The 23,441-nt window shown below is 69.2% G+C and carries 19 protein-coding genes and 2 pseudogenes; 9 read left to right on the top strand and 12 right to left on the bottom strand.

What is annotated here, in order from left to right:
• Nucleotides 1–17 precede the first annotated feature (17 nt).
• The 3 genes from RF646_RS06215 to RF646_RS06205 all read left to right on the top strand — a co-directional run bounded on the left by RF646_RS06215 (nt 18) and on the right by RF646_RS06205 (nt 4,145).
• Nucleotides 18–1,463 carry a sodium:solute symporter gene (locus tag RF646_RS06215; RefSeq protein ID WP_167318954.1) on the top strand — a complete coding sequence of 482 codons (1,446 nt, stop codon included), beginning with the start codon at nt 18–20 and terminating at the stop codon, nt 1,461–1,463.
• Complete coding sequence (locus tag RF646_RS06210) at nt 1,460–3,193, top strand: thiamine pyrophosphate-binding protein (RefSeq protein ID WP_368835487.1); 1,734 nt, start codon at nt 1,460–1,462, stop codon at nt 3,191–3,193. The genes RF646_RS06215 and RF646_RS06210 overlap by 4 nt, the downstream gene beginning before the upstream one ends.
• Before the next feature lie 439 nt (nt 3,194–3,632).
• Nucleotides 3,633–4,145, top strand: a complete 513-nt coding sequence (locus RF646_RS06205; protein ID WP_368835486.1) for a nucleoside deaminase — start codon at nt 3,633–3,635, stop codon at nt 4,143–4,145.
• Between the two features lie 233 nt (nt 4,146–4,378).
• Here the strand turns inward: RF646_RS06205 and RF646_RS06200 are convergent.
• The 3 genes and pseudogenes from RF646_RS06200 to RF646_RS06190 all read right to left on the bottom strand — a co-directional run.
• Nucleotides 4,379–4,570, bottom strand: a pseudogene (locus RF646_RS06200) (xanthine dehydrogenase small subunit); the annotation flags it as partial.
• On the bottom strand, nt 4,569–4,775 hold the full coding sequence (locus RF646_RS06195) for a hypothetical protein (protein ID WP_121544373.1): 207 nt from the start codon (nt 4,773–4,775) through the stop codon (nt 4,569–4,571). The gene RF646_RS06195 and the pseudogene RF646_RS06200, both read right to left, overlap by 2 nt.
• Nucleotides 4,776–4,779: 4 nt before the next feature.
• Nucleotides 4,780–5,355, bottom strand: coding sequence for a hypothetical protein (locus tag RF646_RS06190; RefSeq protein ID WP_368835485.1), 576 nt, complete (start codon nt 5,353–5,355; stop codon nt 4,780–4,782).
• 128 nt (nt 5,356–5,483) lie between these two features.
• Here RF646_RS06190 and RF646_RS06185 point away from each other — a divergent pair, with 128 nt between their 5' ends.
• On the top strand, nt 5,484–8,135 hold the full coding sequence (locus RF646_RS06185; RefSeq protein ID WP_368835484.1) for an alpha/beta fold hydrolase: 2,652 nt from the start codon (nt 5,484–5,486) through the stop codon (nt 8,133–8,135).
• 177 nt (nt 8,136–8,312) lie between these two features.
• Here RF646_RS06185 and RF646_RS06180 read toward each other — a convergent pair whose 3' ends face one another.
• On the bottom strand, nt 8,313–9,653 hold the full coding sequence (locus tag RF646_RS06180) for an acyltransferase (protein WP_368835483.1): 1,341 nt from the start codon (nt 9,651–9,653) through the stop codon (nt 8,313–8,315).
• A gap of 273 nt (nt 9,654–9,926) precedes the next feature.
• On the opposite strand from RF646_RS06180, the gene RF646_RS06175 reads away from it, so the two are divergent.
• The 4 genes and pseudogenes from RF646_RS06175 to RF646_RS06160 form a co-directional block, all read left to right on the top strand.
• Complete coding sequence (locus RF646_RS06175) at nt 9,927–11,591, top strand: sensor histidine kinase (protein WP_368835482.1); 1,665 nt, start codon at nt 9,927–9,929, stop codon at nt 11,589–11,591.
• Between the two features lies 1 nt (nt 11,592).
• Nucleotides 11,593–12,249 (top strand): LuxR C-terminal-related transcriptional regulator, encoded by a 657-nt coding sequence (locus RF646_RS06170; protein ID WP_368835481.1) that lies wholly within the window; start codon nt 11,593–11,595, stop codon nt 12,247–12,249.
• A gap of 8 nt (nt 12,250–12,257) precedes the next feature.
• Nucleotides 12,258–13,493 carry a DUF4097 family beta strand repeat-containing protein gene (locus tag RF646_RS06165; RefSeq protein ID WP_368835480.1) on the top strand — a complete coding sequence of 412 codons (1,236 nt, stop codon included), beginning with the start codon at nt 12,258–12,260 and terminating at the stop codon, nt 13,491–13,493.
• Nucleotides 13,494–13,689: 196 nt separating this feature from the next.
• Nucleotides 13,690–13,989: pseudogene (locus RF646_RS06160) on the top strand (transposase family protein); the annotation flags it as partial.
• A gap of 209 nt (nt 13,990–14,198) precedes the next feature.
• On the opposite strand, the gene RF646_RS06155 reads toward RF646_RS06160, so the two are convergent.
• Nucleotides 14,199–15,263, bottom strand: a complete 1,065-nt coding sequence (locus RF646_RS06155; RefSeq protein WP_368835479.1) for a 2,3-butanediol dehydrogenase — start codon at nt 15,261–15,263, stop codon at nt 14,199–14,201.
• A gap of 210 nt (nt 15,264–15,473) precedes the next feature.
• On the opposite strand from RF646_RS06155, the gene RF646_RS06150 reads away from it, so the two are divergent.
• Nucleotides 15,474–16,709: a cytochrome P450 gene (locus RF646_RS06150; RefSeq protein WP_368835478.1), complete on the top strand. Its 1,236-nt coding sequence runs from the start codon at nt 15,474–15,476 to the stop codon at nt 16,707–16,709.
• A gap of 118 nt (nt 16,710–16,827) precedes the next feature.
• Here the strand turns inward: RF646_RS06150 and RF646_RS06145 are convergent, their stop codons facing one another.
• The 7 genes from RF646_RS06145 to RF646_RS06115 all read right to left on the bottom strand — a co-directional run bounded on the left by RF646_RS06145 (nt 16,828) and on the right by RF646_RS06115 (nt 23,229).
• Nucleotides 16,828–17,022 carry a hypothetical protein gene (locus RF646_RS06145; RefSeq protein WP_035964360.1) on the bottom strand — a complete coding sequence of 65 codons (195 nt, stop codon included), beginning with the start codon at nt 17,020–17,022 and terminating at the stop codon, nt 16,828–16,830.
• Nucleotides 17,023–17,142: 120 nt separating this feature from the next.
• A complete protein-coding gene (locus RF646_RS06140) occupies nt 17,143–18,090 on the bottom strand; it encodes an NADP-dependent oxidoreductase (RefSeq protein ID WP_052160850.1) in 948 nt (315 codons plus the stop codon).
• Between the two features lie 44 nt (nt 18,091–18,134).
• Nucleotides 18,135–18,563, bottom strand: coding sequence for a cupin domain-containing protein (locus tag RF646_RS06135; RefSeq protein WP_052160849.1), 429 nt, complete (start codon nt 18,561–18,563; stop codon nt 18,135–18,137).
• A 114-nt stretch (nt 18,564–18,677) separates the two neighbouring features.
• Nucleotides 18,678–20,609, bottom strand: a complete 1,932-nt coding sequence (locus RF646_RS06130) for a heavy metal translocating P-type ATPase (protein WP_368835477.1) — start codon at nt 20,607–20,609, stop codon at nt 18,678–18,680.
• Between the two features lie 213 nt (nt 20,610–20,822).
• A complete protein-coding gene (locus RF646_RS06125; RefSeq protein ID WP_035964356.1) occupies nt 20,823–21,062 on the bottom strand; it encodes a heavy-metal-associated domain-containing protein in 240 nt (79 codons plus the stop codon).
• Nucleotides 21,063–21,177: 115 nt separating this feature from the next.
• A complete protein-coding gene (locus RF646_RS06120) occupies nt 21,178–22,002 on the bottom strand; it encodes a Crp/Fnr family transcriptional regulator (protein WP_084118103.1) in 825 nt (274 codons plus the stop codon).
• Between the two features lie 165 nt (nt 22,003–22,167).
• Entirely contained in the window at nt 22,168–23,229 is a 1,062-nt protein-coding gene (locus RF646_RS06115; RefSeq protein WP_167317933.1) for an IS481 family transposase, read from the bottom strand.
• Nucleotides 23,230–23,441 lie beyond the last annotated feature (212 nt).

The raw sequence follows: 23,441 nt of genomic DNA, 5'->3' as shown, positions 1-23,441 counted from the left end.
CTGTCGAGGAGACCCCCGTGAACGTCCTGGTCATCGTGCTGTACCTGATCGCCATGGTGGTGATCGGGCTGTGGGCGGCACGCCGCGCCCGCACCGCCACCGATTACCGGGTGGCCGGGCGCCGGCTGGGAACGGGGTTGTACACCTCCACGATGGCCGCCGTGGTCCTGGGCGGCGCCTCCACCGTGGGCGGTGTGGGTCTCGGGTACCAGTACGGGATCTCCGGGATGTGGCTCGTGGTGGCGATCGCCGTGGGCCTGGGGGTCCTGAGTCTGTTCTTCGCCGCGCGCATCCAGTCGCTCAAGGTCTTCACCGTCTCCCAGATGCTGCAGTTGCGCTACGGCGCCAAGGGCGGGGCCACGGCGTCCTCCTTCGTGATGCTCGCGTACACGATCATGATCGCGGTGACCTCCACCGCCGCGTACGCGGCGATCTTCTCCGTCCTGTTCCCGATCTCCCGGCCGTGGGCCATCCTCCTGGGTGGCGCCGTGGTGATCGCATACTCGGTGCTCGGTGGCATGTGGTCCATCACCCTCACGGACCTCATGCAGTTCGTGTTCATGACCGTGGGGATCTTTGCGATCCTCCTGCCGTTCTCGCTGGCCGCCGGGGGTGGGTGGTCCGGGATCCGTGAGCGGCTGGACTCCTCCTTCTTCGACCTGGGCGCCATGGGTCTGCAGGGGATCATCACGCAGTTCGTGATCTACGGATTCGGCATGCTGATCGGCCAGGACATCTGGCAGCGCGTGTTCACCGCACGCTCCCCCGGGGTCGCCCGCTGGGGCGGGGTGATCTCCGCCGGGTATGTGGCCCTGTACGGCGTGGCCGGCGCCCTGATCGGCACCGCTGCGGCCGCCGTTCTTCCCACCCTCGAGATGCCGGACGAGGCCTTCGCGACCATGGCCCAGCAGCACGTCCCCGTGGGCCTGGGTGGTGTGGTGCTCGCCGCGGGCGTCGCGGCCATGATGTCCACCGCCTCCGGGGCCACGATCGCCGCGGCCACCGTGGCGCGCGTGGACGTGGTCCCCACGCTGCGCGGCCTGTTCGGGGCGTCCGACGCCGACGTCGCCCGCTCCCGCTCCGAGGACGCCTCCGTCCTCAAGGACCGCGTCTACGTGGTGGTCGTGGGCCTGCTCATCACCGTGATGTCCATGCTGGTCAGCTCCACCGTGGTGGCCCTGACCATCGCCTACGACCTGTTGGTGGGCGGACTGCTCGTCGCGATCCTGGGTGGGCTGCTGTGGCCGCGCGCCACCGCGGCCGGCGCCATGTGGTCCATGGGGGTGGGGGTCGTAGCCACAGTGGCGGGCATGATGGTCTTCGGGGTGCTCGCCAACGCACCCATCTACATGGGGCTGATCGCCTCCGCAGTGGTGTTCGTGGCGGTATCACTCATGAGCAGGCCCACCCCGTCCGACGTCAGTCAGGAATGGAACCGACGGATTCAGGAGTCCAAGGCATGAGCAACGAGAACACGGTCACCGGCGCCCCCGGGGGGTTCGAGAACCCGGCGGGGGCGGCGTCGTCGTACCCCGAGCGCACCACGGCCCGCGCTGTCCTGGAGACGCTGCGCGGCTACGGGATCGACACGGTCTTCGGCATCCCGGGCACGCACTCGCTCGAGTTCTACCGGCCGCTGCGCGAGCTGGGGATCCGCCCGATCACCACGCGCCACGAACAGGGCGCGTCCTACGGCGCGGACGGTTGGTCCCAGGTGCGCGGGCTGCCCGGCGTGGTCATCACGACCTCCGGACCCGGCCTGCTCAACTCGCTGTCCGGCGCGGCCACCGCGTACGCCGAGTCCCGGCCCATGATCCTGCTCTCCCCGGGGCGGCCCGTGGGACACGACTTCCGGGACATCGGCTCGCTGCACGAGACCAAGAACCCGTCCGCCGCGGTCAATGCGATCGTGGGCGTGTCCCGGCGCGTGACCTCCGCCGCCGAGGCCGTGACCATGGTCCACGACGCCATGCGCGACTTCGCACACTCCCGGCCGCGGCCCATCCACATCGAGATCCCCCTGGACATCCTCGAGGCCCCCGCGGACGTCCCCGAGTCCGCGACCGCACCCCGCCCCCTGGGCGAGCCCGCGCCGGCACCGGAGGCCGACGTCGCCGCGGCCGTCGAAGCGCTCGCCGCGAGTGAGCGCCCGGTCATCCTGGCCGGCGGTGGTTCCCTGGCCGCCGGGGAGCACCTGCTCGAGCTGGCCGAACTGCTCGAGGCACCCGTGATCACCACGACCAACGGCAAGGGAGCGATCCCCGAAAAACACCGGCTCTCCCTGGGCGCGGACCTGCGGCTGAGCACGGCCCACGAGTTCCTGCGCTCGCGGGACGCCCTGCTCGTGATCGGCTCCAAGGTGGGCGAGGCCGAGCTGTGGGGCGGCGACATCACCCCGCAGGGGCCCGTGGTGCGCGTGGACATCATGCGCGACCAGATGCTGTGCAACCTCACCCCGGACGTCGAGGTCCCGGGCAACTCCGCCGCGGTGGTCCCCCAGTTGCTCGCGGGTCTGCGGGCGCGGGCCGACGCCGGGGGGCCCGGCGACGCCGCCGGCTCGGGCCACGTCGCCGGCTCGGGTGCGGCGGGCGACGTCGCCGTCGCGCCCTCCGCGCGGACGGCACCAGACCTGCGCGAGGTCTTCGATGCGATGGACGAGGAGGGCCGCACGTGGGCCCCCGAGCTCGCGGCGCTCAACGAGACCATCATGGACGTGGTCCCGGACGACACGATCCTGGCGGGCGACTCGTCCCAGGTGACCTACATGGGATCCACCACGTTCTTCCGCGCACCCGTTCCCCACTCCCTGCTCTACATGGGGACGTACGCGACGCTGGGTTACGGCCTGCCCGCGGCGATCGGCGCCAAGCTGGCCGCACCCGAGCGCCCAGTGGTGTGCCTCGTGGGGGACGGCGCCCTGATGTTCTCCATCCAGGAACTGATGACCGCGGTGGAACTGGGCCTGGACCTGCCCGTGATCTGCGTGGACAACGGCGGCTACGGGGAGATCCGGCAGAACATGGTGGACCGCTCCATCCAGCCGCTCGGTGTGGACCTCGTGCAGCCGGACTGGGTGCGCTTGGCCGAGGGCTTCGGCGCCACTGGCCTCCCCGCGACCATGGACACCCTCGCGGACACGGTGCGCACGGCGCTGGAGACCAAGGGGACGAGTTTGGTGCACCTCAAGATCTGAGTGTGCCCGCCTGGGGCGCGGCCGGGTGAGGCGTGCGGCCGGGTGAGGCGTGCGGCCGGACGGAGGCGCATGCTTTACCGGCTCGACCGTCACGTTGCCCTTTCCACCTCCCTGGGCATTTCTAGTGGAGCAAATGCACGCAGGGCGGCAGAAATCTGCTTCAACGGAGTAAAAGCAAAGGCGCATCCAGCGCTCGCGCCGCAATCACGTGAGTCATCCGTTGGATCCAGGAGTGGGCACCCACTGGCCGTCGCGAGGCCCGAGATCTCCTAGCTGTACAGCTAGGAGATCGCCATCGTGGACGACCACTGGGTGGTGGAAGCGCGCCGTCGCGTGGAGAGCGGCGAGCTCACGGACACCGGCCAGATCCATCGCGTCTACAAGAGCGACTCCCCCTGATTCTCACCACCGCAATCTAAGACCCATGACAGGAAGCACCATGACCCCTCCCACCCACACCACCTCGGCCCCGGCCGACGCCTCCGTGCAACGCCACCTCCGCAGCGCGATCGACGTGGCCGTGCGCAACGCCTCCGAGGACGGCGGCCCGTTCGGCGCCGTCGTCGTGACCGCGGACGGGCGCGAGTTCACGGCGGTCAACCGCGTCACCGCGGACAACGATCCCACCGCCCACGCCGAGGTCTCTGCGATCCGCGCCGCGTGCGCCGCCCTGGGCACGTACGACCTCAGCGGCGCCGTGCTCTACTCGAGCTGCGAACCGTGCCCCATGTGCCTGTCGTCCTCCCTGTGGGCGCGCTTGGACGCCGTGTACTTCGCCGCGGACCGCCACGACGCCGCGGACGGCGGCTTCGACGACGCCGTGTTCTACGACTTCTTCACCGCCACCCGGGCCCAGCGGGACGAACTGCTGCCCGTGCGCCACGTGGGCATCGACAACCGCACCAAACCCTTCGAAACATGGGCGGCCAACACCTCCCGCACCGCGTACTGACCCGAATCCATCCACTGCATCATCGCTAGATTCGGACACTTCGCCACCTGGTCGACGGTGGGAAAAACAGAAGATCGCCGAACCTGCGGCCACCGGCCGTGAACGGAGGCATCTGACATGACAAGCACCACGCTCCTCAGGGGACGCCGGTGTAGTAATCGTCCAGGGGGACCTCGCGCTCGGCGTCACGGGACGCGAGCACCACGGACGCCCAGGGACAGCAGCACCGGCGCGGCCATCTCCTGCTGCACTGGGTGCAGTTGACCGGGACCGCGGGGGCCGGGAGCGGTGCCCAACCCCTCGGACGTGACGACCTCCTGGCCGTCGAACGCCACGGCGGGCGGAAGGCACGCGTTGATGGAGGTCCACCGGGTGCGGTCGGTGCCGTCCGGGCGGGCCACGAGCACGGCCCACGCCCCGCCCTCAGTCCTTATTGATGAGCTTTCCAATCCCACTGGCGGCGCACAACACGAACACGGTGCCGGCCAGGATCAGCAGGAAGAAGGGGACGGCCGGGGACGACAGGGTGGCCTCCGGGAACCAGGAAGCGCTCACGTAGGACACCCAGGCACACAGAATCAAGACTGCGCCACTGACGGCGAGGATGATTTCTCCCTTGAATTTCTTCATGGTCCTATCCCTTGAAATAGGGTGCGCCGAATGCCCTGACCATCCAGTAGTAATAACTGGCGGTGCCGATGCAGCGTTTGTGTTCGATGTCCGTGCTCACGTAGGTGCGTGTGCAGGTGGCATTCATGGCATTGCGGAATTCGCTGTCGCATTGCGCGCGGGAGCGGCCAGCGTCGCCCTCGGCCAAGTAGCACACGTCGTGGGCGTTGCAGTCGGCGTTGAACAGCGCGTTTTGGTAGCCATGGCCGGGCACGGGGTTCGAACAGCCGTTGACCTGGGCCGATGCACTCATGCTCACCACCCCGGGGAAACGGTGGGGTGTGGTGGTCCGGGTCGCGTAGTCGATGTCCGCGGCAACCTGCGTCTCGCTGATGCCCGCGGCGTTGGCTGCTCGCACGATTCGGGCGTATTCGGATGCGGATATCCCCATCGATTCCGCCGTTGTCGTGGTCACCGGTTGCGCACTCGTCGTGGACACCGGCTCCGACGCGAAGGAATTCGTCACCAACAGGGCGAGGAACAGCAGGGCAAGGAGCGTGATTCCCGCTGTCCTGCGGACCATCCCACCTACGGCATCCATGTCAATTCTTTCGCGTGGGCGATGATGTGGACCCCAGCCTAGGAACCCCATGGTCCACGGACAATGGCCATCCGGCCACTTTCCCGGGGTAGCGCGTGCGGTGCCCGCGAGGACCATACGATGAATCCATGAGCGAGCACGCCGGCGCAGCGCTGCCCGAGCACACCGACATCCTGATCATCGGGGCCGGCCTCAGCGGGATCGGGGCGGCCTGCAAACTCCGCCACGAACATCCCGGCAAGAGCATCACGGTGCTCGAGTCCCGCGGGAACTCCGGTGGCACGTGGGATCTCTTCCGCTACCCGGGGGTCCGCTCCGACTCGGACCTCTACACCTACGGCTACGACTTCCGCCCGTGGACCCGACAGAACCCCATCGCGGAGGGCTCCGCGATCCTGGACTACATCCGCGACACCGCTCGCGCCTCCGGGGTTGACAAGCTCATCCACTACCACCGGCGCGTCACCGCCGCGGATTGGTCCTCCGGGACCAGCCACTGGACCGTGACGGTCGAGCGCACCGCGCCACCCGAACCCCGCGCGGGGGCGGCTCCGAGCGACGTCGGCGGCGCACCCGGGCACTCGGCTGATGGCCCGCAGCCCGACGACGCCGCACCGTCCGGTCGCCACCCCCGTAATGACACCGTGCCGGGCAACGCCGAACGCCCCGCAACTTCCGATCGATCCGCGCACGCCGCGGTCGACGGCGCCGCGCGACCCGAACCCATCGGCACCGGCGAGACCCAGCCGGTCACCGCCACGTGGGTGTTCATGGCCACCGGGTACTACGGCTACGACCGTCCCCACATCCCGGACTTCGCGGGGGTCGACGGGTTCAGGGGCCAGCTCGTGCATCCCCAGTTCTGGCCCGAGGACCTGGACGTCCGGGGCAAAAGAGTCGCTGTGATCGGCAGCGGGGCCACCGCGGTGACCCTGCTGCCCGAGCTCGTCACGCGGGGTGCCGAGACCACGATGGTGCAGCGGACGCCGTCGTACATCCTGCCCCTACCCTCCCCCGGCGTGGCCGAGAAGGTGCTGTTCATGGCGCTCGGCAGGACACGGGCGGCGCGAGTGCTGCGCCCGCTCATGGCCGCGGGGCAGAGAGCACTGTGGGTGGCGAGCAAGGCCGCGCCGCGCGTGATGCGGGCGGGAATCGCGGCCGTGAACCGCCGTCGCCTCCCTGCGGACGTCTCCGTCCGGGAGCACTTCACCCCGCCGTACGACCCGTGGGACCAACGGCTGTGCGTGGCGCCCAACGGGGATTTCTTCGCCGCGTTGCACGAACCCAACGCCCATATCGTGACCGCGGGCATCGACCGTTTCGACGCGGACGGCCTCGTCCTGACGGCCGGGCGGCGGGTGGCGGCGGACGGGCGGCGGGTGGCGGCGGACGTCGTCGTGAGCGCCACGGGCTTCGACCTGCTCATGTTCGGTGGCGCGCGCTTGAGCGTGGACGGGCGACCCGTGAACCTCCCCGAGCGGATCGCCTACCGCGGCGCCATGCTGAGCGACGTGCCCAACCTGGCCTTCGCGATTGGGTACACGAACGGGTCGTGGACGCTGAAGATCGGACTCGTGGTGGACTGGCTGTCCCGGTTGATCGCGCACACGGATTCCGTGGGCGCGGCGTCCGTGCGCCCGGTCGCACCCGAGGGTCTGCGCACGCGCCCGTTGCTGGACTTCGACGCCGGCTACGTCCAACGCTCCCTCGACCAGCTGCCCCGCCAGGGGGACACGGCGCCGTGGCGGATGGCCATGAACTACTTCGATGACCGGCGTCAGTTGTTGCGTAAGCCGGTCGTGGATCGATTCCTACGGTTCGACGACGCCGCCGCTCCCGTTCCCGAGCAGCTGCCCGCCCTGCTCACGGGCCCCGGTGAGAGCGGTGAGGAACGCACGGTGCAGTTGGATGATGACCACTTCATCTGCGTGCGCCTGGACGGGCCGTCCGACGGTGCGCCGCTCGTGTTGATCACCGGGCTCGCGTTCGACCTGGCCACGTGGCCCATGTCCTTCGTCCTTGCCCTCGCGGATCGCGGGTACCGGGTGATCCGCCTGGACAACCGGGACGTGGGCCGTTCCTTCCGGGTGACCTCCACACCCCCTTCGGCCCGCCGGTTGCTGCGCGGGCCCCTGCCGGAGGGGCAGTACTCCGTGGAGAACATGTCCGAGGACGTCGCGGACACCCTGCGGGCGCTGGGGTTCGAGCGAGCGGATGTCATGGGGTTCTCACTCGGTGGGATGATCGCCCAGTCGTTGGCGGGCCACCACCCCGAGCTGGTGCGGCGACTCATTTCCCTGTGCTCCACCACGGGCGATCCGTCCGTGGGGACGGCCGCGACCTCCACCGCGGCGTTGCTCATGTTCCCCGGGGCGAAGACCCGGGACATGTACATCCGGGGGCGACTGGTCATGTCCCACCACCTGGCCGGTCCGGGGTTCCCCGTGGACGTGGCGTACGAACGTCAACTCGCCGCAACCCACTGGGACCGCAGCCTGGATCCGCGAGGTGAGGCTGAGGCGATGCGCCGTCAGATCGGGGCAATCCGCTCATCCGGGGACCGCACGGAGGTGCTGTCCCGGATCACCGCCCCCACGCTGGTGATCCACGGGGACAAGGACAAGATCGTGCGCCCGGACGGCGGCCCCGCCACGGCCGAGGTCATCCCCCATGCGCGCTTCGTCCGGATCCCCGGGATGGGCCACCAGGTGCACCCCATGGTGGTCCCGCGGTTGTTCGAACTGGTCATCGACCACCTGGGGGATCCGCGGGAGGGGTGAGCCTCTTCCGGCGGGGCTCCCGTGCCGAGGCGTAACTCTCAGGCACTCCGAGGCCATGGCGTAATTTCTAGTCGCGTGGAAGCCACTTCACTCCACCCCATGTGGCCTCTGCGTGCCCACAATTCGCCGCGTGGCCTCAGCGTGCCTCACAGTGTCCAGCGCTCAAGCCGTGTGGCCTCAGCGGGCCTGGGAAGTGGGCGCTGTCTCGGCCCGCTCGGCCCGCGAGGGGACGCGGCCACTGCGCAGCAGCACCACCGCGGCCACCGCTCCCACGGCGCCGGCCACCGTCAACGGCACCGTGAGCAGTGTGACGATCTCCCACAACGGCGGCACCACGGCACACACGAGTGCCACGACCACGGCGGTATTGGACAACCGGATGGGGCGGGCGCCCCACGGTGCCGTGGATGAGGACTCGAGCCGCCGCAATACCGTGGCCACCACGAGCACCACCGCCCAACACAGGACGGTCAAGGGGATCCGCAGCCACCACCAGTCGGCGGAACCGGGGACGGGGTCGTAGCCCACGGCGAAGAACCACACCGCCATGACCGCCACCACCACGGGCAGGTGCCACAGGTAGATGGTCAACGCACGAGTGCCCACCACATACACCACCGCGCGGACCACCCGGGAGTGCATGGCCCGCCGCAACAGCGGGGAGAATACCTCCAGCAGACACGCCTGAGCGAAGCCCAGCAGCACCATGCACACGGTGGGCGGATTGAGGTTGGTGAGCATGTCCGGTGCGTAGGACCCGGAGGCCACGCACACCCCGGACACGGCGTAGCATCCCGCGGCAAGCGCCACGAGCACCGGTCGACGCCGCGCCCCGAACCACCCGTCCGCCCGGAAGAAGCCGAACTGCTGGATGAGCGGCCACACGAACACCATGTTGAGCAGCCCCCACCACTGCCAGCCGGTGGTCAGGCGCAGCAGGTCCACGGCCACCGCGCACGAGAACAGGAACCAGCACCACACCCACCCCATGCGTTCGTGCAGGTCCACGAACAGCGGTGCCAATCCCTGACAGACGAGGTAGGCCGCCAGGAACCACAACGCCATCCCCACACCGGACAGCGCGAACGTCACGAGTTCGATCCCGGCTCCCGCCACCACCGCGATCCCCGCACCGAGGGCGAGCACACACCACAGCACCGCCGCGGGTTGGATCAGCCGCAGCGTGCGTTCCCGCACGTACTCGCCCCGCGCCATTCCCCGGGCCCGACGACGCCGCCACGCCCCAGCCGTGGCCGTCCCACCCACCACGAAGAACAGGGGCATGATCTGCAGGAGCCACGTGGCCCACCAGTACCAGGGCTGCTGAGTCGGGACCAGGACAGAGCGGATCTCCCCGGTGGCGGGATCCGCCGTGAGGGTAACCATGAGGATGTGACTGCACACCACGGTGATCACGCACCCCACGCGGGCGACGTCCACGGCGGGGTCGCGTTCGAAGTCCCCCTCGGGGACGGAAACGGCGGTGGGCCGCCCGAGGGCGCGGACGTCGTCGTTCATGGCACACACTGTAGGGCGCGCGAACACGGAACCCCGGGCGGGCGCGCACATGTGGATCATCCGCGCCGCCGCGGTACCCGGATGGGACGCACCTGGCGCCTCACGAGACGCGCGCTCGCGGAGCGGACGCCGCACCCCGCAGCACGCACCCCGCACCACGTAGCAGGCGCCCCGCAGACCACATCCCGCAGCCCGGGGGTGCGGAAAACCCCACCCCGACTCGGTGGCCAGCTCTGGCGCGGGATCCACGGGGGTGTCCGTAGCGTGGAGGCCATGAGCACCACAGCCTCGAATCCCACGCCACCGTGGGACGCCACAGAGCCCATCTCCTCGGACACCGAACGCACCCGGCCGATGCCCTCGGCCGGTTCCTCACCCGCAGACGCTGAGACCACCCGGACCCTGCCGCCTCCCGGGCACCCGGAACCCCCGCGGGCCGCCTCCGTGGCACGCCCGGCATCGGAAGGGCCGCACATCGCTCCCCGCGAGTGGCGGACCTTCTCCTTCAAGACCCTGTTCTTCGGGACCCTGGACCTCGTGGTGGACTCGGTGCTCAACACCGTGCTGCTCGTCGTGATCCTCACGTTCCTCACGGTGGGAGCCGCAACCGTTCCGGCGCTGGGCCTGGGCGTGCTGATCCTCGCCGCGACCGTGTACGTGATGATGGGGGCGGTGTGGCTGGAACGCAGACGTTCGGCGTCGTCGTTCGGCCTGGACATCCGGGACCCCCAGCGCCGCCGCAGCCCGCATACCGACTGGGTGCGGGTCCCGCACCAGTGGTGGCTGGACGCGAGCGACGGGTCCCTGTGGCTCGGCATGCTCCACGTGGCGCTCACGTGCGCGCTGGGCTGGCTCATGCTGTTGCCCTTCGTGGTGGGTAGCGCGGCCCTCGTGCTGACCTTCGCGCCGTGGTTCGCCTCCGAGTCCTCGGTGCTGTGGCCCGCGCTGCAGAGCACCCCGCGCTGGACGCTCCCGATGCTGGGTGTCGCGGGCGTGCTGCTGAGCATCATGCTCGCGGTGCTGCTCACCTTGGCTCACCGCGGTCTGTCCGCTGGGCTGTTGCGGCTGAGCGAGGCCGCGCGACTGCGCCGTGAAGCGGACGAGCTGCAGCGCCTCGCCGAGTACGAGACCGCCGCCAAGGAGTCCGCGGTACGCGGTGCGGAGACCGAGCGCTCGCGCATCGAACGCGATCTGCACGACGGCGTCCAGCCCCAGTTGGTCTCGGTCGCCATGAACCTCTCGATGGCCGGTTCGCGCATCGACACGGATCCCGCCGCGGCCAAGGAGCTCGTGGCGGAGGCGCACAGCACCACCAAGGCCGCGATCACCGAGCTGCGCCGGCTCGCCCGCGGGTTCCACCCCGCCGTGCTGGAGGATCGGGGGCTCGACGCCGCTCTGTCCGCCGTCGCCGCCCAGGCACCCTTCCCCGTGGACGTCTCCGTGAACGTCCCCCGGTTGCAGCCGCGCACGGAGGCGGCCATCTACTTCGCGGTCTCCGAGAGCCTCAGCAACGCGATCAAGTACTCGGGGGCGCGCTCTGCGGACGTCGCAGTGTCCATCCAGGACGGCGCCACACCGGGCACGAACATCGTGGTCGCCGGTGTGCGCGACTTCGGCCGCGGCGGCGCCCGTGTGGTCCCCGGGGGCGGGCTCTCCGGGATCCAGGACCGGATCCGCTCGGCCGGGGGCAGGTTCTTCGTGAACTCGCCCGCAGGCGGGCCCACCGAGGTCATCGTGGAGCTGCCCCTCACGGGTGTCCCTCCGACGACGACGCACAGCGCCCCGCGCGCGTCCGGCACCGCATACCCCCCTCACCCCGGCCACGCCGACGGGGTCCACACCGCGCCCGGAACCGGTCCTACCGCGCACGGTGCGGCGGGGGCGGGAACGGGCGGAGTGGCGTCGTCGCCCGCCGGGCAGCACGGACGGGGGAACTGAGATGCGCATCGTGATCGCCGAGGACGCCGTGCTGCTGCGCGCCGGACTGGTCCGCCTGCTCACGGACGCGGGGCACGAGATCGTGGCCGAGACGGATACCGCCGAGGGACTCGTGCGGGCCGTGGAGGAACACCGGCCGGACTTCGCGCTCGTGGACGTACGACTGCCACCCACCTTCACCGACGAGGGGATCCGCGCCGCGGTGCTGATCCGCTCGAGCCACCCCGGCGTGGCCGTGCTGGTGCTGTCCCAGTACGTGGAGGAGCGCTACGCGTCCGAGCTCATCGCGTCCCGCCGGGAGGGGCTGGGCTACCTGCTCAAGGACCGCGTGGCGGACGTGGACCAGTTCCTGGAATCCGTGCAGACCGTGGGCTCGGGCGGGACCGTGCTGGACCCGGAGGTGCTCACCCAGATCCTGGTGCGCTCGCGGCGCCGGGAGGACATGGAACTGCTGTCACCGCGCGAACGTGAGGTCCTGTCGCTCATGGCGCAGGGGCTGTCCAACGCATCCATTGCCGCGAATCTCTACCTCACCGAATCGGCCGTGGAGAAACATATCGGCTCGATCTTCGCCAAGTTGGGCGTCACCTCCGAGACCGGCAACCGCAGGGTTCTGGCCGTTCTCAAGTACCTGGGCTACTCGGACCACTCTCTTTAGGACATCTCATGAGCAATCAGAATCCCTCGCATCCCACGCCCGATCCTCACAACGCAGCCGGCCCCCGTCATGGGTCCGATCCCCGTCATGGTTCCGACCCGCGGAATGGTGCCGACCCCCGGGACCTGCCTGATCCTCGGAACGACCGTCCCGTGGGGCGCGGTGAGCGCCGCGCCTGGAACACCGCGACCGCCGTGGTGGGCGGTGTGGGTGCCCTCGCCCTGCTGCTCGGCGGGGCCGGAACCGCCACCGCGGTGGCCATGACGCAGGAGCGGGACGGTTCGTGGACGGCGTCGTCGGACGTGGAACGGATCCGGATCGACGCCCCCTCGGGCATGGTCAGCGTGAACACGAGCCCGACCGTTGATCGTGTCCAAGTGCAGTGGCACGAATCCGGATGGTCCTTGTCCGAGCGCGGCATCATCCCGTCCGTTCGCGACGGCGTGCTGCAGCTGGATGTGCCCGACCGGCCCTCTCAATGGGGTTCCGGCGTGCAGAGCGTCAGTATCACCGTTCCTCAGGACGGCCCGCGCACCTCGCTCGACCTCAAGAGCGGCACGGGAGCGGTGCACGTGAACGGCACGTACCGGGACGTGCGGGCGAGGGCCGATCTGGGGTCCATCAGCGCCACGGACGTGGAGGCCGCTGTGTTCGACGCCCACGCCACCACGGGTCAGGTGCTCCTGGACGGGGTCAGCGTGAAGAACCGGTTGGACGCACACACCAACCAGGGCGGGGCGCTCGTGAACGTGCGGGGCACGGCTCCTCAGCGCACCTCGGTCACCGCGACCAGCGGGGTCTATGGGATCTCGATGCCCGCCGCCGACTACTGGTACCCGCAGGACAGCCAGCGCGACGTCGCGGACCCGCGGCACCCCGTGACCACGACGCCGGGATCCAACGAACGGCCGGGTGGGGCTCGTTCCTCGGGTGCGCCCACCTCTCCGGACTCTGCGGGCGACGACGCCGCGCGGCCGTCCGAGGTCAGCGCGGACACGGTGTGCGCCGCAGCCCCCGAGGGCCGGCCGTGCTTGTTCGTGTCGGGTACGCCGGTGGGCGTCAATGACTACTCCTACATGCGGGAGTGGAGCCAGGGGTCGGACGAAGTGGCTCGCGAGTACGGGGAGGCGCCTCGGTCTTCCGAGCGGGCGACGGAGTCGAAACAGCCCATCGACCGTGCAACGGATGCGGCCACGGCATCCCCCACGGGATCCGCCACACCGTCCCCCGCCGACGGGAACTGAGACTCCCACTCCCGGGCGTACGGGTCCGGGAGCGGGCGCCCCGCGTCACCGCTGACCAGGTGGGCGCGGGGTTTTTCATGGGCGTTTTCACGCGCCGGCGCGGTAGTGGTTGGTTACGTCCTGCTGGGTGAAGGCGGCCGCCCAGGCTGCCGAGCTGCACGAGGCCCTGGCCAAGGCACAGGACGATCATCTGCCCTATGTGACGCTTGATGGCACGTTGATCCCCACCGATCGGGTCGCCGAACGAACGGAGGCCGGTAATCACGCCTGGTACTCGGGCCAGCACAAGAGATTCGGCGATAATGTCCCAGTCATCGCCGCCCCCACCGGCTTCCCGCTGTGGACCTCTCCAGTAGAACCCGGCTCCACCCACGACATCACCGCAGCCCGGGCCCACTGCTCGGGCGCCCTGTACCCGGTCGCCGCCAAGGGTTTGCCGACTTTAGCCGACATGGGTTACCAAGGGGCTGAGATCGGGGTGCACATCCCCTTCAAAAGCTCCCGCCTCGGGGCCGATAACCGGCCTTATGTAAAGACTTTCCTTGCAGGCTGCCCATCCGACCTTCATCCCGGGTACCTCTCCATATCCCCGCCCCTCCGTGAACATGTCAGATCACATGTCACCTGATGGGCCTACGGTCCCCGGGACTAACCCCTTCACGCGCGCGGCTGTAGTAGTAAGACACGATTTTGCCGCGGCCCTGATTAGCTCATCGAGACCAGGATCTTTACCTCGCTGTCTTTGTTCGTGATGAGCCGCTTGAATCCTTCCTCGATGATCTGGTCCGCGCGGATGCGGCTGGTGATGAACGGTTCCAGGTTCACCTTGCCTCTTTGGACCAGCTCGATCGCATCAGCGTGATCATTCGCGTATCCGACCGAGCTGCCCATCTCGCGGTCCTGCATGGTCAACTGCGCCGTGATATCGAGTTGAACCGGCTTCGAGTGGATTGCCACGACTTCCAGCCGCCCTCCGGCGCCCAGCACCTCCAGCAGCTGGTCCATCACAACACCAACACCTGCGGCGTCGAACGCCAACTCAGCCCCAGCCCCACCGGTGTGGGAGGCGACCACTGCATTCAAATCCTCACTCGTGGGGTCAACGACAACGTCGGCGACCCCGGTCGAAGCGGCCATCTCACGGCGACCCTTCGACACCTCACTGACGATGGTCTTCACGCCCTGGGCTTTCAAGACGGCAGCCACGAGCAGGCCGATCGGTCCGGCCCCACCGATGACCGCAGTCTGACCGCTTTGAGCCCTAGCGTGCTTGACCGTGTGAACGGCCACAGACAACGGCTCGATCATCGCGGCCTGATCCAGAGGCATCTCACCGACAGGGTGCACCCAGCACCGCTCGACGACGATGTGCTCACTGAGCCCGCCACCGCGGCCGGAAATGCCGATAAAGCCCATTTTCTCGCAGAGGTTGTAGGCACCCTTCTGGCAAGCCGGACACGTCCCGTCCACCATCAGCGGTTCCACCACCACAGAATCACCAACCGACAAACCCTCAACGTCATCCCCGAGCTCTTCCACCACTCCCGAGAACTCATGGCCCAGGACCACGGGGAGGGTTTCACCGGAGATGGGGTGCGGCTTCTCGGCTGTTGGAGCCGGTGGAATCGGCCCGTCCTCGTACAGGTGCAGATCACTGCCGCAGATTCCGTTGTATGCAGGCTTGATCTTCACCGTGCCCGGCCGTAGCTGAGGCTCCTCGATCTGCTCAATGCGCAGGTCTTCCTTGCCGTAAAACAGAACTGCCTTCATCGCACTCTCCTTCCGAGGTCCCACTCCAACGTAGCCACTGGCACGGAATCCGGTAAGCCCTCCAGGCTGAGACATGGTTGTAGTGAAGCATCCTGGGTTTGGCAGGAGGAGAGTCCCTGAGGTAGCCGAAAGGTGTAGTTGCCCAGTGAACTGCCTCACATGTACTGGGAGGGAGTTCCTGACTCAGATGGCCCATGCCAGGATGGAAGCATGACGGAGCACATGCCGAGCGACGAGATCATCCCCGACACGGACCCGGTCACTGGTCCCGTGGTGGCGCCGGAGCCTGCCACGGATCCCGTCCAGTCCGATTGGAACCCGCGGGGCCCGCAGGTCCGTCGCAACCCCGTGGCCGCCTACGACGAGCTGCGCTCACGCTGTCCCGTAGCCCGCGACACCAGTGGTGCTTGGACGCTGTTCACCCACGCTGACGTCACCGCCGCCGCGCTGGACCACGAGAGCTTCTCCAACGCGGTCTCCCGTCACCTCCAGGTGCCCAACGGTCTTGACGGTCCTACCCACACGGCCTTCCGCGCCCTCGTGGAGCGGTACTTCACCCCTGAGCGGATGAGCGCCCTGGAGCCGGTGGTGCAGCGGGTCGCCACCGACCTGGTGGGCCAGCTCGAGGTCCCCAGCCCGATCGACGCCGTCGAGATCGGCTCCCGCTTCGCGGTGCGGGCACAGACGGCCTGGCTGGGGTGGCCTACAGGCCTGGAGGAGGATCTGCTGCAGTGGATGCAGGACAACCATGCCGCCACCCGCTCCCGAGACGCTTCTCGCACCGCGGAGGTCGCCCAGCGCTTCGACGCCATCATCCGGTCCCTGACCGACGTCCGCCGTGAGGCCGGCGACGACGCGCCCGATGACGTGACCACCGAGCTCGTGCGTGCCCGGGTTGATGGGCGGGAGCTCACCGACGAGGAGATCGTCTCGATCCTGCGCAATTGGACCGGCGGGGACCTGGGATCAATGGCGTTGTGCACCGGCGTGGTACTGACTTATCTGGCCGACCATCCCGAGTTGCAGGACCGGCTGCGTTCGGAGGTGTCCGACCGGGAGTTCGACGCGATCCTCGACGAGATCCTGCGGATCGACGACCCGTTCGTCGCCAACCGCCGCATCACGACGGAACCCGTCACAGTCGGTGGTCGAGAACTGGCCGCTGGTAACCGGGTGCTCCTGAACTGGACCTCCGCCAACCGTGACCCGCGGATCTTCGGCGACCCGGAGGCGTTCGACCCGGTCGGCAACGCCCCGTACAACCTGGTGTACGGGATCGGCAAGCATGTGTGCCCCGGCAGGCCCCTGGCGACCCTCGAGCTGCGGGCACTGACCCGCGCCGCCCTGGCGGCGACGGCCGCGATCGAACCCGACCCGGACCGGCCGCGGCAACGCGAACTGCCACCGGTCGGCGGTTTCGCCACCGCCCCGCTGCGCCTGCGGTGACGCCTCCCGCCCTGGCGGGAACACCGACCCTGTGTCGGGGTGGAGGCATCTGCCTCTCCCCGGCCGGGGCCGAGCACCCGTAGCTCCTCGGGACGCCCGAGCAGTCAACCCCTGGGGTCTAGTAGTTCTGGGGCGGGTCGGAGGCGGGGAAGGAATCGCGTGCCCACCCTTCGACCCTCGCTTCGTCCCGGTCGTACTGGGCGGCGGCTGTTTCCGCGTTCTTGATCAGCTGCTGGAGCTGGACGGGTTCGACGCTGGTGCGCGTCGCCGTGGCGATGCGGGGGCTCGTGGTCGGACTGGTCTTCTGGCGCATGGGATGTTCCTTCCGTATGTTAGACCGGCTCTCTCGCGCCCCGCCTCAAGATGGTTCGACAGGTGCTGGTGTGGCGGCCCCCGTCAATGGGCTGGGGCCGCCACACCGGCGCCCTTGTTCTCACCGCACGAGGCTCCGGGCGTGCCCAGGATCAGCACACGGGGTGGGTTCGAGGACGATCTTGCCGGTGGCGTGGCCGGTCTCGACCTCGGCGATCGCCCGTCCTGCTTCTGTCAGGGGGTAGCAGGCGGTGACGTGGGGATCGACGAGTCCGTATTCGATGACCTCGGTGATCTTTTCCATCGCCTCCTGGGTGCGTTCCAGTGCCGCCCCGCCCAGTTCTGTGGCGGTCGTGGCGTCGGCCGCGGAGATGATCCTGGTCGGATCGGCAACCAGACCAACAACCTCGCGCAGGGCCTCACCTCCGACGAGGTCGACGATAAGGTCCACCCCCTCGGGGGCGACCTCGCGGACGCGGTCGGCCACGCCCTTCCCGGAGGGAACGAAGGTCGCCCCAGTGGATTCGACGATCTTGCGCTTGGACTGGCTGGCGACCCCGATGACGGTGAACTGGTGGACGGACCCGATCTGGGCGGCCATCAGTCCCACCCCGCCGCCGGCGCCGAGGATCAGCAGCCTCTGGCCGGGGTCGAGTTCGATCTGGTGGGTGGCGTCATAGGCGGTGGCCGCAGCCACCGGGATGGTCGCCGCGTCGGCGAAGGAGATCTCCTCGGGCTTGGCCACCGCCTCGGCCGCCCGCACGAGGGTGTGCTCGGCGAACCCGCCGTGGCCGTCGGCGACGGGGCCGAGGACCTCGTCACCGACCGCGAAACCCTCCACGCCTTCCCCGAGATCGGTCACGACGCCGGAGACCTCCCGGCCCATCGGGGCCGGCAGCTCCCGGTCCCGCCCCAGTGCCCCGGAGCGGATCTTCCAGTCGACGGGGTTCACCCCGGCGGCCCGAACCTCCACGGCCAGCTCGCCCGGGCCAGGCTGCGGGGCGGGCCGATCGAGGAGCTGTTGGGTCTCAGGACCGCCGAAGTCGGTGAACACGTAGACCGTGGACATGGTCTTCCTCGTTTCTTCTCTAGAAGGTGTGGACGGGTGCGGGCTCAGGTGGTCGGGGATTCGTCCCGGCCGGCGGCCTCGGCCGCGTCCGCCTCCTCCTTGGTGGCGTAGGCGGCTTCGGCGGCGTGCTCGGGTGGGCTGTAGACGGTGTAGAGCACCAGGGGCTCATCCCCGGTGTTGCGGAAGTTGTGCCGGGCCCCGGCCGGGACCGCGCACTGGTCACCGGCCTCGATCGGATGCGTGTGCCCGTTCAGGTCGGCTTCCCCGGTGCCGGCGACGAAGGTGAGGATCTGATCGGTGTGCTCGTGAACCTCCTCACCGATCTCACCACCGGCGGGGATGGTCATGATCACGATCTGGGAGTGTTGGCCGGTCCACAGCACCCGGCGGAAGTCGGGGTTGCGGCCGGCGATGTCGGCGATGGTGAAGTGCTCAATGTTGCCCTCGATGGTGAAGTGCTCTTGCGCGCTCATGATGTTCCTCCTGCAGTGATGGTGGTTTTTCTGCCCGGGGCCGGGCAGGACTGGTGGTGCGTTCCGCCCCGTGGCGGGCGGTCCTGGGGTGGGGCCGCCCGCCACGGTGGTGTCCTAGGACCGGGAGGTCACCCGGTTCGTGGTCGGGACGGCCGGTGTGGTGGTGCGGGTGGGGGTGGTGTCCTGGGTGCGGCGCAGCAGGCGCATGGCGTTGGCGATGACGATCAGCACGGAGGCCTCGTGGACGAGCATCCCGATCGACATCGTGACCCCGCCGGCGAAGACCCCGGCCAGCAGCAGCACCACCGTGATCAGGGCGACGGTGATGTTCTGGTGCATGACGCCCACGGTGCGCTTGGCCAGCCCGATCGCCTCGGGCAGCTTCAGCAGGTTGTCGCCCATCAGGGCGATGTCGGCGGTCTCCACGGCCACGGCCGAGCCGGCCGCGCCCATGGCCACCCCGATGTCCGCGGTCGCCAGGGCGGGGGCGTCGTTGACGCCGTCGCCGACCATGGCCACGACGTGGCCCTCCCGCTGCAGGGCCGCCACGGCGTCGAGCTTGTCCTCGGGCAGCAGGCCGGCGTGGATCTCGTCGACGCCGGTGACGCTGCCGATGGCCCGGGCCACGAGCGGGGCGTCACCGGTGAGCATGACGACCTTGTCCACCCCGGCCTCGTGGAGCCGGGCGACCATCTCGGCGGCGTCGGTGCGGACCTGGTCGGCCACGGCGATGACCCCCGCCACGGCGTCGTCGACGGCCACGATCATCGGGGTCCGCCCGGCCGCGGCCATCTCCTCGGCCGTGCGCACGGCACCGGTGTCGGGAATGCCGTGCTGCTCCAGCAGCGCGGCGTTGCCGATGAGCACCCGCACACCGCCGGTGGTGGTGGCGACGATGCCCTTGCCCGGGACCGGGTCGATCCCCTCGGGGATCCCGGAGGCGCCCACTCCCTCGGCTGCGGCGGCCTCGAGGATCGGACGGGCGAGCGGGTGCTCGGAGCCGGCCTCGGCGGCCGCGGCCCAGCGCAGCACGTCGGCGCGGTCCAGGGCGGGGTCGAGGACCACGACGTCGGTCAGCTGCGGGCGGCCCTCAGTGAGCGTGCCGGTCTTGTCCACCGCCACGGCGGTGATCTTCGCAGAGGTCTCCAGGAACTCCCCGCCCTTGATGAGGATGCCGTTCTTGGCGGCCCGGCCGATGCCGGCCACGATGGCGACCGGGATGGAGATGACCAGGGCACCGGGGCAGCCGATGACCAGCAGGGTCAGCGCGAGCACCACGTCGCCGGTGACCAGTCCGGCCACCAGGGCCAGGACCATGATCGCGGGGGTGTACCAGGCGGAGAACCGGTCGATGAAGGCCTGGGTCCTCGCCTTGGCGTCCTGGGCCTCCTCGACCCGGTGGATGATGCGGGCCAGGGTGGTGTCCGCGCCGATGCCGGTGGCCAGCACCTGCAGGAACCCGCCGCGGGAGACGGTGCCGGCGAAGACCTGGTCGCCCTTGGCCTTCTCCACCGGGATGGACTCGCCGGTGATGGAGGCCTCGTCCACGGCACCGGTGCCGGCCACGACCTGGCCGTCGACGGGAACCTTGGCCCCGTTCTTGACCAGCACGATCTCGCCCATGGCCACGCCCGTGGCCGTGACCTCGACCTGTTCCCCGTCACGGAGTACGACGGCGGTGTCCGGGGCGACCGCGACGAGCTCGGCCAGTGCCGAGCGGGTCTTGTTCAGGGTCGCCGACTCCAGGGCGTGACCGACCGCGAAGAGGAAGGTCACCGCGGCGGCCTCCCAGTAGTTGCCGATGATGACCGCCCCGATCGCGGCGACCGCCACCAGCAGGTCGATCCCGACCATGCGGGCGGCCAACGCCCGCACGGCCTTGACCACGATCTGGTAGCCGGCGACGACGGCGGCGGCGAGCATGAGCACATCCGCCCACAGGACCGAGCCAGCAACCTCGGACGCTGCGAACGAGGCAAGGATCAGCACCCCCGCAACCGCGGGGATCGCCCACCGGCCGTAAATCCACCTCTGCACCCTGTTCATGATGTCCGTCCTTCCTGGTAACCGTTCTCGCCCCTGATGGGAGCTTGTTCACGACGCTACGCACAGCCCACGGACCCGAACATGTCGGGGATCAATCAACCGCACGATCGCAGGAAGGGCCAATGAGCGCCGGCTCGGCGGGCAACGAAGAGCGCCGCTGCCGTGACCTCCTGGGGAGGTCCCGGCAGCGGCGCGGGCTGTGGGTGCGGCGGGTCAGAAGGCGGCGGGGCGGGCGGTGTAGCCGGCCTTGGCAACAGCGGCGACGATGTCCTCCACACTCACGTGGGCAGGGTCGTGGTCGACCTCGATGCGGGCCGAAGCGAAGTGGACCTTCACCGCGTCGACGCCCTTCAGACGCCCGACGCGCTTCTCGATCTTGGCCACGCAGGAGGGGCAGGAGAAGCCCTCGGCGCGCAGGACCGTGTGAGTGGTGGTGGCTGTGGTGGTGGTCATGGTGATGGTTCCTCTCCCTGTTGTGGAGTACTCACCTCATCGGGTGTGTCTCCAACCTACGAAGGACCGGGTCCTCGGACCATGACGGGCGTCAATCAACCGCGAAGCTCGGGGGTCAGGCCTCCGCTCCGGCGATCTCCGCCAGCCAGCGCGGGTCACGCACGGCAGTCCAGCGGCGGCCGGCGTCGATGACACCGTCCTTGCGCCACCGGCTCATCACCCGGGAGACGGACTCCGGGGTCGACCCGGTCATCCCCGCCAGATCCGCCCGCGACAGCGGCAGCTCGATCAAGGTCCCGCCCTCGCGGGCGGGCTCCCCGAACTTCTCCGCCAGGCGCAGCAGGACCGCCGCCAGTCGCTCGGCCACGGTGCCCGTGGACTGCCGGGTGACGTCGGCGCGGGCCTGGGCGAGCAGCGCTGTGGTGTCCTCGAGCACCCGCAGCCCCACCTCTGGGTGCTCGCCGAGGATCTGGCGGAACGCATCGTCGCCGATCCGCAGGGCGCACACGGTGGTCAAAGCCTCGACAGTCTCGGCGTAGGCTTCCTGGCCGAGGGTGCGCAGCCCGCCGAACAGGTCTCCCGGCCCCAGTAGCTCCACCACGACCTCTTGCCCATTCGGGGCGGTCCGGTAAGCCTTGGCCCGTCCCGCGGCTACGAGGTAGAGGTGCTCAGCCGGTGCGCCCTCGACGTGGAGCGCGTCCCCCTCAGCCCAGGACAGGGAGGTCATCCTCCGGTCGATGTCGGCCAGCTGCTCCTCGACCAGCCCGGCGAACATCGGTGTCCGGGACAGCACCCGCATCCGCACCGGCGCCGGACAGGCGTGGGGCTGCGCGCAGGTCGACCGCAACGGGATCCGCCGCCGAGCAGACACCGGGGTAGCATCCGGGGACATCCGCGCCGGCGACCCCTGCAGGTCCTCGCCGTGGGAGGGGGTGCTCATGCCGTTCCCTTCTAGCCAAGTGGGCGCGACGGTACCAGGGATGGGTCGCTCACCTGATCACCGGATCACGTCGTTCTGATTCCACCGTACGCCCACAGCATTCGGCGCCCCACCGGCTTCCCGGCTTCATGAACCCCGGCACGCGTCAACAACATGGCTTTTTCCCTAGATGTAAGAGGGCATGACGTTATTGACACGGGCCGGGACGCGTGAGGCCGGGGGCTTCTCGCCGCAGGCAGTGTGCGGGCGGTGGTAATTATAGTGATTGACCCAGGTCCCGATCGCGGTCCGGCGGTCGTGCTCGGTGGCGTAGGTCCGGGTGTAGAGGACCTCGTCGACGAGCAACCGGTTGTACCGCTCCACCTTGCCGTTGTACCTCGGGATGTAGGGGCGGATCCGCTGGTGCTTCGAGGCCAGGGCCTCAACGGTGCGGGTGAAGTCCTTGGCTCGGTAGTTGGCGCCGTTGTCGGTGACCACCCGGTGGACCCGCTCGATCCCGTGAGCGGCGAAGAACGCCCTCGCCCGGGCGAAGAACCCGATCGTGGTGGTGGCCTTCTCGTCGTCGAGGGCCTCGGTGTAGGCCAGGCGCGAGAACCCGTCGATGGCGGTGTGCAGGTAGGTGTAGCCGATCCTGGCCCCGGGACCGCGTTTGGCTGCCAGGGCCTTGGTCGTGCCGCGGCCGTGGGCACGCCACCCGCCGCCGTAGGGAATCCTGCCGACCTTCTTCACATCCAGGTGGACCATGTGCCCGGGCCAGTGCGCGGTGATTCGCCGCGGGACCCGGCGGGAGTCCTCTCCGTCCGGGGTGAGGTCGCGCAACCGGGAGATCCCCAGCCGGGCCAGCCACCGGCCCACGGTGCGCAGCGCGATGGTCACGGGGGCGTGGAAGGGCCCGGGGCCCTTCTCGTCCTGGGGGTCGTTGTCGTAGCCGCCGGCGCTCAGGTGGTGCCAGATGCGCCGGGCCGACCACTTCCGGCCCCGGCGCAGGGCGTCGATGCGCTCCACCACCTCCGGGGCCGTGCGGAACGGACTCCCGACAGGGGTGCAGGGCCGGTCGGCCAGGCCATCCTCGCCGTCTTCGAGGTAGCGGGCCACCCAGGTGGACACCGTCGGACGGCTGACGTGGAATTCGGCGGCGACGTGGGCCTTGGGGATCCCGTCCTCGAGGTGACGGGCCACCATGCGCAGCCGGCCGGTCGGGGTCAGGGGTGCATTACGGTGGGTCATGAACGGGCTCTCTCGTACGGACGGACGGTGTAGGAACTTCCATCCTGTGGCGAGGAGCCCGTTCCTCATCTCATCGACGCACCCGCGACAAGAACCTCATGACCCACAACAACTAGAAGCACGCCACCTACCGGCGAACTCCACACGCAACCCACCAACGCCACAACCGTGCCCTTTTGTCTCATTTGCCTGTCTCATTTGCTATCGTCTCA

The organism is Kocuria sp. CPCC 205261, from assembly GCF_040981025.1.
Lineage (GTDB): Bacteria > Actinomycetota > Actinomycetes > Actinomycetales > Micrococcaceae > Kocuria > Kocuria marina.
The sequence above is the reverse complement of the archived record's forward strand: the minus strand, read 5'-3'. Positions and strand labels throughout refer to the sequence as shown.

Coding starts and splice junctions, on each gene's coding strand:
- RF646_RS06210 (WP_368835487.1), top strand. CDS start 1,460: ATGAGCAACGAGAACACGGTCACCGGCGCCCCCGGGGGGTTCGAGAAC.
- RF646_RS06205 (WP_368835486.1), top strand. CDS start 3,633: ATGACCCCTCCCACCCACACCACCTCGGCCCCGGCCGACGCCTCCGTG.
- RF646_RS06195 (WP_121544373.1), bottom strand. CDS start 4,775: ATGAAGAAATTCAAGGGAGAAATCATCCTCGCCGTCAGTGGCGCAGTC.
- RF646_RS06190 (WP_368835485.1), bottom strand. CDS start 5,355: ATGGATGCCGTAGGTGGGATGGTCCGCAGGACAGCGGGAATCACGCTC.
- RF646_RS06185 (WP_368835484.1), top strand. CDS start 5,484: ATGAGCGAGCACGCCGGCGCAGCGCTGCCCGAGCACACCGACATCCTG.
- RF646_RS06180 (WP_368835483.1), bottom strand. CDS start 9,653: ATGAACGACGACGTCCGCGCCCTCGGGCGGCCCACCGCCGTTTCCGTC.
- RF646_RS06175 (WP_368835482.1), top strand. CDS start 9,927: ATGAGCACCACAGCCTCGAATCCCACGCCACCGTGGGACGCCACAGAG.
- RF646_RS06170 (WP_368835481.1), top strand. CDS start 11,593: ATGCGCATCGTGATCGCCGAGGACGCCGTGCTGCTGCGCGCCGGACTG.
- RF646_RS06165 (WP_368835480.1), top strand. CDS start 12,258: ATGAGCAATCAGAATCCCTCGCATCCCACGCCCGATCCTCACAACGCA.
- RF646_RS06155 (WP_368835479.1), bottom strand. CDS start 15,263: ATGAAGGCAGTTCTGTTTTACGGCAAGGAAGACCTGCGCATTGAGCAG.
- RF646_RS06150 (WP_368835478.1), top strand. CDS start 15,474: ATGACGGAGCACATGCCGAGCGACGAGATCATCCCCGACACGGACCCG.
- RF646_RS06145 (WP_035964360.1), bottom strand. CDS start 17,022: ATGCGCCAGAAGACCAGTCCGACCACGAGCCCCCGCATCGCCACGGCG.
- RF646_RS06140 (WP_052160850.1), bottom strand. CDS start 18,090: ATGTCCACGGTCTACGTGTTCACCGACTTCGGCGGTCCTGAGACCCAA.
- RF646_RS06135 (WP_052160849.1), bottom strand. CDS start 18,563: ATGAGCGCGCAAGAGCACTTCACCATCGAGGGCAACATTGAGCACTTC.
- RF646_RS06130 (WP_368835477.1), bottom strand. CDS start 20,609: ATGAACAGGGTGCAGAGGTGGATTTACGGCCGGTGGGCGATCCCCGCG.
- RF646_RS06125 (WP_035964356.1), bottom strand. CDS start 21,062: ATGACCACCACCACAGCCACCACCACTCACACGGTCCTGCGCGCCGAG.
- RF646_RS06120 (WP_084118103.1), bottom strand. CDS start 22,002: ATGAGCACCCCCTCCCACGGCGAGGACCTGCAGGGGTCGCCGGCGCGG.
- RF646_RS06115 (WP_167317933.1), bottom strand. CDS start 23,229: ATGACCCACCGTAATGCACCCCTGACCCCGACCGGCCGGCTGCGCATG.